Origin of the sequence: Paenibacillus monticola (assembly GCF_009664975.1) — a bacterium.
Taxonomy (GTDB): Bacteria; Bacillota; Bacilli; order Paenibacillales; family Paenibacillaceae; genus Paenibacillus_AQ; species Paenibacillus_AQ monticola.
The window spans coordinates 1-1,593 of the sequence record NZ_WJXB01000031.1 but is presented as its reverse complement, the minus strand read 5'-3'; the positions used below and the strand labels follow the sequence as shown (position 1 = coordinate 1,593).

Sequence of the window (1,593 nt, the reverse complement as noted above, 5' to 3'; positions counted from 1 at the left end):
GAGTCAAGAAGGCAGCGGGTGCAGGAGCCAAGGGCATCAAGAGCTTGTTGAAATCCGGAGCAAAGCTTACATCCAAGAGCGGCAGCATGATAATACGCAATGGTAAAATCGTGATCAAGAGCCTGCAAAAAGGGCTCATGAAGGGGGCCAACAAGCTCAAGGGTCTGGTTGACCGGATTCTGCAAAAGTTCAAGTTCAAGAAGTTCAAGCTGGAGCGCAAGGGTAAGCATATCCGTCTATATGGCGAGGTTAATCCTTGGGTGCTGCTGGCTGATGGTACTATCGAAGAAGTCGAGAATCTTGATGGCAAAAAAGCGGGAATCAGCACTCAGGCTGAATTGGATAAGATTAAGAGTTTGCCTGAATCCCAAAGAGTTGAAATCTATAATACGGCAGTTGCCAAAAAAGATGGTAAGATTGATTTTGATAGTATTTTGGAGACAACTGATTCGCAGAAGTGGTCTGCTGATAAGAGATTATATTCAGTCGCATACGAAATGAAATTACCTAAGCATATGTACCCTGAGATGAGCGACGCTAGACATTTTCAAGAAGCAAATAAGAGATTACATGATGCTTTCCAAGCTGATTCAGTATTTGCTAAAGAAATGAAAGAATTATATCCAGGTATAATTGATGGTGTAAAACCAGGAAAAAGAGGAGCTTTTCCACGAAAACCACCAACCCCAGAGGTAACTTGGCATCATGAACCAAATAGAGAAGGTGTATTGCAATTAATACCATTTGATCAACATACAGCAAAGGGCGAGATTCAATCAGTACTACATCCTGGAGGAAAAGGAGGAATGGAAATTTGGGGGGGAGGAAGAAAAAGAAAAAAATAACGACTTTAAATCCGTAATATAGCATTCTACTAAAGAAGAGTGCACTAATAGACGAGGGGTGAAAAAATGGAGAATTTTATTGCGTTGAGAAATATACTAAATAATATTGAGCAATTCGAGTGGTCAAATGCATTATTTCTACCAGAAGATGAGACGTGGGATCTAGATACAAAAGGTGCTGTAATCGATCCGGATGATGTAGAGGATGACAGTGAAGAAGTACCTAAATTTGCGAGGGAAAATAATCTACAATACGCGCTAGATATTCAAACTATAAAAGGAATAATTAAAAATGCTTTTTTACAAAAGGTTGAATGTACAGATGATGATTTATTTGAGGCTTTTTTATACTATTATGATAATGACGCTTTTATAGTAATAAATTGACCTTGTTTACGATAAAGATATATTGGTAGTTTCTTATATGAAGTTTATTTCGACCTTGGTTGCCTATTGGCCAACCGAGGTTTCTTTTTTGAGGGAAGTAAATCAGTAGAGAACTTAAACAACCACTGGAGAAGTCAGGAATACTCATGTAGGAAAACAATATAACAGAACTTCTATACTAAGCTAATCTCAACGTTTGGCAACCTTCTCATCGCTACTTTTCTGGATGTGCTCGCCCGGATTGGAGCGCTCGGCAAGGCGGCGAAGCGTTCGCTCAGCCATTTGGAAGGCAAGATGTGGGAGTATCTGCTCGGTGTAGACATTTCCAAGCCTATGGGGGCAGGAGCGGCAGAAGCCGGAG

1 protein-coding gene and 1 pseudogene are annotated in these 1,593 nt (G+C 40.4%); both read left to right on the top strand.

Translation table 11 applies throughout. The features are described from left to right. A pseudogene (locus tag GJB61_RS32080) lies at positions 1-845 on the top strand (hypothetical protein); the annotation flags it as partial. 66 nt (positions 846-911) lie between these two features. Then, on the top strand, positions 912-1,232 hold the full coding sequence (locus GJB61_RS30985; protein WP_154122863.1) for a DUF7716 domain-containing protein: 321 nt from the start codon (positions 912-914) through the stop codon (positions 1,230-1,232). Positions 1,233-1,593: the final 361 nt, after the last annotated feature.